Annotated in this window: 5 protein-coding genes; all 5 read left to right on the forward strand. The window is 53.1% G+C overall.

Features of this window, described 5'->3' with window-relative positions; genetic code table 11:
* On the forward strand, nucleotides 1-204 hold a 204-nt coding region (locus tag POTG_RS24385; protein WP_036645376.1), incomplete at its 5' end, for a hypothetical protein.
* A gap of 386 nt (nucleotides 205-590) precedes the next feature.
* Nucleotides 591-2,609: an NAD-dependent DNA ligase LigA gene (ligA, locus tag POTG_RS13740; protein ID WP_009225433.1), complete on the forward strand. Its 2,019-nt coding sequence runs from the start codon at nucleotides 591-593 to the stop codon at nucleotides 2,607-2,609.
* Nucleotides 2,610-2,820: 211 nt separating this feature from the next.
* Nucleotides 2,821-4,188 carry a radical SAM/SPASM domain-containing protein gene (locus tag POTG_RS13745; protein ID WP_009225434.1) on the forward strand — a complete coding sequence of 456 codons (1,368 nt, stop codon included), beginning with the start codon at nucleotides 2,821-2,823 and terminating at the stop codon, nucleotides 4,186-4,188.
* Nucleotides 4,189-4,470: 282 nt separating this feature from the next.
* Nucleotides 4,471-5,931: an ABC transporter substrate-binding protein gene (locus POTG_RS13750; RefSeq protein ID WP_036645378.1), complete on the forward strand. Its 1,461-nt coding sequence runs from the start codon at nucleotides 4,471-4,473 to the stop codon at nucleotides 5,929-5,931.
* 179 nt (nucleotides 5,932-6,110) lie between these two features.
* Nucleotides 6,111-7,349, forward strand: a complete 1,239-nt coding sequence (locus tag POTG_RS13755) for an MFS transporter (protein WP_232282299.1) — start codon at nucleotides 6,111-6,113, stop codon at nucleotides 7,347-7,349.
* Nucleotides 7,350-7,649: the final 300 nt, after the last annotated feature.

The following is a 7,649-nucleotide window of genomic DNA, read 5'->3' on the forward strand; positions in this document are numbered from 1 at the left end:
TCAGGAGCCGCCGCCAAGACCGCCCCCGGCGATTTCAGCGCCGGGGACAAGGTCGCCCACGCCAAGTGGGGCGTGGGCACGGTCGTTGCCATCAAAGGCACCGGCAACGACACGGAGCTGCAGATCGCTTTCCCCGCACCGGTGGGGGTCAAGCGGCTGCTGGCCGGATTCGCTCCGATCACGAAGGTGACCGACGGCGAGTGACCGATGGCGGATAACCGAGTATATTTGCCTCAATCCGGGGAAGGTTGAGGAGAATAGAGGTGGGGTGGGCTCCATCAGTAGAAAATAAGGGTAATTTATGTCCTTATGATCATTGAATCGGGCCTTCCTCGTGAAATAAGACCATTTTATGTTCTTATTTTGCTCCTATGGCCCAGATTTGCTTGGATTGGCTAGGGATAGCGCCATATTTTTCCCTTATTCTCCGCAAACTAGCGTATTCCCGATAAATAGCGGTAAAAAATACCCTTAAGATCATGGGCGGCACATAGTGCACTTGCCCCAATCGCTTAACCTACGGAGTGAACCCAATCGGGTTCCTCCGTTGCTATACATAACATACCTACCTGAAGGAGGGTTGTCCCTGCATGGATGCGATGCAAAGGATGGAGCAGCTCGTCGAGCAGCTGAACCGCTACAACTATCATTACTACACCTTGGACGAGCCGATCATCAGCGACAAGGAATACGACCAGTTGTATGATGAACTGACCGCGCTTGAGGCGGAGACGGGGATCACCCTGCCCGATTCGCCGACGGGGCGCGTGGGCGGCGAGCTGCTGGAGGGCTTCAAGCCACACCGCCATCTGGCTCCGCTGTGGAGCTTGGACAAAGCGCAAAACGAAGAGCAGTTGCTGAACTGGAACAACCGGGTTCTCAAGCTGATCGCCGACTACAACAGCAAAAACCCAACTACACCGCTGCCAGATCCGACCTACGTGGTCGAGCTGAAATTTGACGGGTTGACGCTCAACCTCACCTATACCGATGGACAGCTCGTTCAGGCTGCCACCCGGGGGAACGGCGTCGTTGGTGAGGGGATCTTACCCCAGGTCAAAACGATCAAATCCGTGCCGCTGACCATTCCTTACCGGGATGGCACCATCGAGGTGCAAGGCGAAGGCATCATGAATTTGTCGGTGCTGGCCAAATATAACGAGACGGCGGCTGAGCCGCTGAAGAACGCCCGGAATGCCGCTGCCGGCGCTTTGCGCAACTTGAACCCGCGGACAACGGCGGAGCGCAAGCTCAACGCTTTTTTCTACAATGTGGGGTATTCGGACAACCTGAAATTTCAGGATCATCGGGAAATGATGGCCTTCCTCAAGGACAACCGTTTCAAGGTGAACCCTTATGTCACCTACCATGCCAGCTTTGACAAGGTGATCGGAGCGCTTCATGAAATCGTGGAAAAGCGTCCGACCCTCGATTACCTCATCGACGGGGCCGTCATCAAAATCACCGATATGCGCACACGCGAAGTGCTGGGATATACGGACAAGTTCCCGCGCTGGGCGGTGGCTTTCAAATTTGAAGCGGAAGAGACGACAACGATATTGGAGTCCGTCTCTTGGAACGTCGGGCGAACCGGGAAAATCACGCCGCTGGCCAAAGTCGAACCGGTGGAGCTGGCCGGCGTCACCGTCCAAAACTGTACGCTCAACAACATCGGCGATATCGAACGCAAAAACTTGAAGTACGCTTTGGGCACCCGCGTATTCATCCGTCGGTCCAACGATGTCATTCCGGAAATTCTCGGCAAAGTGCCTGACGAACCGGAAGGCGGAGAGATCATCTACCCTGAGGTTTGTCCGGCCTGCGGCACGCCGCTGGAGCAGCGGGGCGCGCATTTGTTCTGCAATAATCGCTTGGGCTGCAAACCGCAAATTGTGGCGCGGATTACGCATTTTGCCTCCCGGGACGCCATGGATATTGAGACGTTCAGTGAGAAAACCGCCGAGCAGCTGCACGATGAGCTGAACCTTCGGGAGCCGGCTGATCTGTATACGTTGACGTTTGATGACCTAATCAAGCTGGAGCGCTTTGGCGAAAAGAAAGCCAACAAACTCCTCCAGGCGATCGAGGTGAGCAAAGGGCGCGATCTGGCTTCCTTCTTGTTCGCGTTGGGCATTCCGAACACCGGTAAATCGACGACCAAGGTGCTGGCCGATCATTTCGGCAGCCTGGAAGCGGTAATGTCCGCCACTACGGAAGAGCTGACGGCTCTGCCGGACATCGGCGGGATTGTGGCCGACAGCATTGTGAACTTCTTTGCCGATCCGTTCTATCAGGCGGGCATCCGCAAAATGCTGGAGCTGGGCGTTTCGCCGAAGGCTCCGGTTAAGTCGGCCGCACCGGTGACGGGCTCCTTCTTCTCCGGCAAAACGGTCGTGCTGACGGGCACGCTGCATCAGATGAGCCGGGACGAAGCAACCGAACGGCTTGAGGCGCTGGGCGCCAAGGTGACCGGCAGTGTATCGAAGAAGACCGATCTGGTCATCGCCGGCGAGAAGGCCGGCAGCAAGCTGGCGAAAGCCCAGGAGCTGGGCATCCCGGTCATCGAAGACGAGAACGAGTTGATCCGGCTGTTAAACGAAAGCGAATAGAAATCAGAACGCATAGAGAGCTTACACCAATTCCTTTTCCTATCCCTGAGCACATCTGCGGACATCCGCGGGTGGGTTCGGGGATTTTTTTGCGGCCAGCGATCACAAAAGTGACGAGAATCATGGCAAACCAGCGGCGTTTTCTTCATCATAGGGCGGTGGACCGGAGGGTTCGATAGTTAAATATCATCATAAAAAGGATGGAGAACACATGAATCACGATGCGTTACAGTGGAAGCCTTCGCGCTTTAATGCGCACAGCGAAACCGATGACGGCGGACTGATGCTGTACAACAGCTACACCGGGGCGATTGCCGCCTGTTCGCCTGCCGAACGGAATCAGGTTCTGGAGTGGCTGACCCCGGCCGCGCCCGTTCCTGAACCTGCGCCTCCGCTGTACGAATCGCTGATTGAACAGGGGTTCCTTGTCCCCGGCGATACGGACGAATTGCGGCGTGCCTTGTTCCTGCATCAATCCATGCATGCGCAGGATGCGATGCATCTGGTATTACTGGTGACGGAGGCGTGCAATTTCCGTTGCACGTATTGTTATGAATCGTTTCCTCGGGCGACGATGCGCGAGGAGGTGATCCGGGGGCTGGAGGCTTATATGGCTGAGCGCGCCCGCACGCTGAAGCAGCTGACGATCAGCTGGCACGGCGGAGAGCCGCTGTTGGTCCCACATGTCATTGAACGATTATCCCGTTCGTTCATGGCCGCCTGCGAGGCAAACGGAGCGGTATACGGCGCGGAAATGTCGACAAACGGATATTATTTGACACGTGACAGATTCGAGCAGATGCTGGATCTTCGCGTGGAGCGATTTATGGTGACGCTGGATGGAGAAGGCGAAACGCACAACGCCCGCCGCGGCCTGAACGGAGGCGGGGACACCTACCAAACCATCGTAAATAATTTAATGTCATTAAAAGAGGTAGACCGGCCGTTTGAAATCAATTTGCGCGTGAACTTCGATAACAGCAATCTGGAGGAGGTTTCCCGGTTCATCCCGGTGCTTCGCGATTTATTTGGGGATGATCCGCGGTTTAAAGTTTATTTTCGCCCCGTTGGGTGTATGGGCGGGGAGAACGATCTCAATCTGCCGGTATGCGATGAGCGAACGAAAGATCGCAGCATTTGGGCTTTCAACGAGCAAGCGATCGCTGAAGGGCTTACGGTCAGTTCGTTTATCTCGGATATTTTGCTGCCAACGGGAGCGGTTTGTTATGCAGCGAAGCCCAACTCCTTGATTGTTGGATCGGACGGTATGCTGTATAAGTGCTCGGTTGCACTGGAGCAGGACAATAACCGCTTAGGCCGGATTTATGAGGACGGCACGATGGATCTCGATGTTGACAAGCTGGCGCTGTGGACGACTTCCGGCGAGGAGACGGATGAGAAATGCCAGGCTTGTTTCTTCCGGCCGGCCTGCCAAGGGAACCACTGCCCGCTGTACCGGATGCGGACGGGGAATCGCCCTTGCTCTTATGAGAAACGTCAAATCAAAAAGACCTTGCGCACGATTTGGCTGCAAGCGCAGCGGGAAGCGACGGCTCCTACTTCCGAAGCTTTGTCTTAACGGTGTTGGGGGGCGCCTAGTTCCTGTACACCCTAGCAAGGAGGTGATAGGCATGAAGGTCATCCGTTCCGCGGCACAGCCCGCACACGTCAAAACCGGCCGGGTATCCAAATCCGTTCCGGGTAACCTGAGCTAATCTGATCTCGCTCATCTATAGACCGATTCTCAAGGCAGGTAGCTGCAAAGAGGGTCGGTTTTTTTTACCAAAATATGAAACTATCACTACTTACATACGTTATTATCATAGAGTCATCATTAAAAAACATTCATTTGGAGGTCGTAATGAAGAGGGACAAGTTCATGAAGGGGCTGCTGATTGTACTGGCCTGCATGCTGTTTGCAGGTTGTACCAGCCGCCCTGCGCAGGAGAAGGAGCAAACGTCGAGCTTTAAAATCATGTTTTGGGATGAACAGTACTTTTTTCAGCAATACGGTGATTTATTCGCGATCGGGCACCCGAACGTAAATATCGAAGTGGTCAACATGAACAGCATCTACAACAGCTCGAATGGTGAGCAGATCGATTATGAGAAAGCCTTCTCTGATTTCCTCGAGAAAGAACAGCCGGACGTCATCCTATTGGACTCCAGCAACTACGAGAAATTCGTGAATGATGGGAAGCTCATGGAACTGGATACGTTCATCGCGCGGGATAAATATGATACGGAGAGCATTTATCCGGCGCTCATCGAATTGCTGAAGGAGAAAGGCGGCGGCAAGTTATACGGGCTGGCTCCGACCTTTAGCGGCAACGCGATTTTTTATAACGCCGATTTGTTTGCGAAATATGGTATCGAACTTCCGCATGACGGGATGACCTGGCAGGAAATTCTCGACTTGGCGCGTCGCTTCCCAACGGAAGGGGATAAGGATACCCGCGTCTATGGATTTGGAGTGCAATACGGGATGTCGATGGAAAATCTGGCCTCGTACATTGCATCCGCCCAGGGGTTGCAGTTCTTGAATCCGGACACGATGAAGGTAACGATCAATACGGATTCCTGGAAACAAACGTATAAGCTGGCGATGGATGCAATTGACTCCAAAGCGATTTATATTCCCGACGAAAATGGCTTCCAAGGCGGGACGATGGAAGAGTACTATAAGAGCCGGCCTTTCTTGATGGGACGGGTGGCTATGTCTGTGGAAAGCCCCTACTTATTGCAAGACATGAAGCAGGCTCAGGATGTCATTACAGATTACAAGCCATTCCAGCTTGGTGTTGCTGCCGGGCCGGTGGATCCTGCCGATCCTCAGACGACACGGTCTTTGTACTTTAGCGATATCTTCGCGATCCGGGCCAATTCGCCAAATGCGGATGCGGCATGGGAGTTTATCAAGTTTATTAATGGTGAAGAATTCGCCAGGGTCAAATCCAGAACGTTGAATAACGGATTGCTGTCCCGGATGGGGATTTCCACCGAATACAACGGGGTCAACCTGGAGGCTTTCTATAAACTGAAACCGAAGTTCGATTCGAATTCAAGCCGCGACTACGCGAAAATACCAGACGATTTCTATATGCAATACCAGCCGATTCTGGAGCGAGAGATGAAGCTAGCTCAGGAGAAGAAGAAATCGATTGATGAAGCCCTGCAAACAGTGCAGGATGAGGCTCAAGCGTTGTTGGACAAGGCGTTGAAGGATGAAGCGGCGAAGAAGGGCACTGAAGGTAACGCGGAATCCGACGCGTCCGGAGTAACAACGGAGGGTGCGGAGACGTCCGAGAGCTCGGGTCAATAGTGGGGTGGCCTGGCCCCCATTCATTTTGAGGGTGATTCCTTGCGGAAGCAGGGATCGGCCCTCTTTTTTTGCGTAACCTGAAATTTCGGAAGATTGCCATCATTCCGGTCGATTGCTTGGGGTTTTGCGGGAGGGTTATATCGTATAATTTTCAAAAGAAAACGGTTGAGGAGAACGACATGCCAAATAAGCCAACAATGCGAAATGTGCCAAATGCAAAATGGGTCATCAACCTCCTGGTCTTCATCTGCTTTATGGATTTATTTATCCAGCTTCCGGTTATGGGACCTCTAGCGCTGAGCCTTGGGGCGAGTTCGTTTCAAATCGGGCTTGCCGTGGGGATGTACTCCCTGACCAATATGATAGGGAACATGCTGGCGGGGTTCTGGATTGACCGGTATGGAGGGAAAAAAGTTCTGCTCGCCGGTTTGGTTTCGACGGCCGGAATTCTGTTGCTGTACACGATGGTTCGGCAGCCTGCTGCGCTTTTGGCGGTTCGCGTCCTGCATGGGCTTGCCGGCGGTTTGTTGGTGCCGAGCGCATTTACGTTGGTATCGCGCGCAGCCCAGGCTCAGGCCCAGGGGCGATCCATGGCTCTTTCCGGTGCGGCGGTTGGTGTTGCTGCTATTTTGGGACCAGCTTTGGCCGGCATCATGAAAGCAAGTGCGGGATTGGACGGGTTGTTCGTTGTAGCTTCGGCCTTGCTTTTTTTGGGGGGAGCGCTGGTTGTGTTCGGAAAGCTTCGGGATGGCCGGGATCGGCCAGATGACCAGGACGCTTTCTCTATTAGTGCTGCCCAAGCGTTTATGGCTACGCTGCGCAATGAAGCGGCTGCTACGGCTTATTATGGTGCTTTTGCCTTGATGTTTGCTATGGGGGCACTGACGTATAGCCTTCCTCTTAAAGCGGAAGCGTTAGGCCTGCCCGCCCAAGCTGCCGGGTTGATGCTTAGCGTATTTGGTGTCGTGGCTATCAACTTGTTTATTTTGCCCAGCAACCGTTGGTTTGATCGGGTATCGCCTCTGCGGTTATGCGCTGCGGGTGGGGGGATCGTAATTCTGTCGCTCTTGGCTTTGTCGATGATCGGGCAACAAGCGGGGATGTTTGCCGTTATGGCGGTTTACGGATTAGGCTTTGCGTTGCTCTTCCCTTCCTTAAATGCACTGCTCGTTGGGCATGTTCGTCCGGAACACAAGGGGAAGGCATTTGGAATGTTCTACGCCTTCTTCTCTTTGGGGGTTGTTGCAGGCTCGTCTGGGCTTAGTGCATTTACAGGCGATTATGATCTTGTCCTGCGCCTAGCCGCAGGTTTTCTGCTTGTGTCCTGCAGCGGAGTTGGCATTTGGGTGATCCGGCGGAGAAAGCGCGAATCAAGGGAAGCAAGTCCTTCGACTAACTCAAGCTTCTTGGTGAAATGACCGCTCGCCATTGGAGAATATTTCATGTTGCAAAATGATTTCCGGCGTGATAAATTATTACTTGTCGCTTCGAACGACATGCTGTAGAAAAGCTTTACGAGCTGTCGAAAAAAGAAGTTGACATGATTCGACCAAATGAGTATAATAAATAACTGTTCGACAAAAACTGATTTTCACCTTCGGTGATTGCCGAACGCAAGCAAGTTCTTTGAAAACTGAACAAATGGAACGCGTCAATAAACTTAACGATTATTTATAATCGTCAGCATGATTTGAGCTAAGGCTCTTTCGAATAAAGCA

The organism is Paenibacillus sp. oral taxon 786 str. D14, assembly GCF_000159955.1.
GTDB classification, from domain to species: Bacteria; Bacillota; Bacilli; order Paenibacillales; family Paenibacillaceae; genus Fontibacillus; species Fontibacillus phoenicis.

Excerpts from the sequence above, each read along its gene's own strand:
- ligA (WP_009225433.1), top strand. The coding sequence starts at position 591 with ATGGATGCGATGCAAAGGATGGAGCAGCTCGTCGAGCAGCTGAACCGC.
- POTG_RS13745 (WP_009225434.1), top strand. The coding sequence starts at position 2,821 with ATGAATCACGATGCGTTACAGTGGAAGCCTTCGCGCTTTAATGCGCAC.
- POTG_RS13750 (WP_036645378.1), top strand. The coding sequence starts at position 4,471 with ATGAAGAGGGACAAGTTCATGAAGGGGCTGCTGATTGTACTGGCCTGC.
- POTG_RS13755 (WP_232282299.1), top strand. The coding sequence starts at position 6,111 with ATGCCAAATAAGCCAACAATGCGAAATGTGCCAAATGCAAAATGGGTC.